Genomic DNA, 279 nt, shown 5'->3' on the forward strand with positions numbered 1-279 from the left:
GGGTTGGCGCTGTTTTTCCCGAAGCCGATAATCGGTTGAAAGGATAAATCATGCACCGAATGCTCCCCGAAAAAGCTGCGGATCGTCTCTGCCATTTCGCGCTCGGTTGCCGGATAATACTGCAGCTCGACTACCTGGTGCATGACGGCATCGGCTATACGCGCGGATTGACGCAGAATATTGATCTCGCACTCATCCTTAATTTCGCGCAGCTTTTCTACGACGTAGCTTTTAATTGGCTGGAGCTCGGGACGGGTGCGCAGCAGATCAATCAAATAG

Annotated in this window: 1 protein-coding gene; it reads right to left on the minus strand. The window is 52.0% G+C overall.

What is annotated here, in order from left to right; translation table 11 throughout:
- The coding region (locus SB773_RS31305; protein WP_410594178.1) for a M24 family metallopeptidase at positions 1-279 on the minus strand (279 nt) is incomplete at both ends.

It is taken from the genome of Bacillus sp. SIMBA_074, from assembly GCF_046534555.1.
Lineage (GTDB): Bacteria > Bacillota > Bacilli > Bacillales > Bacillaceae_G > Bacillus_A > Bacillus_A mycoides.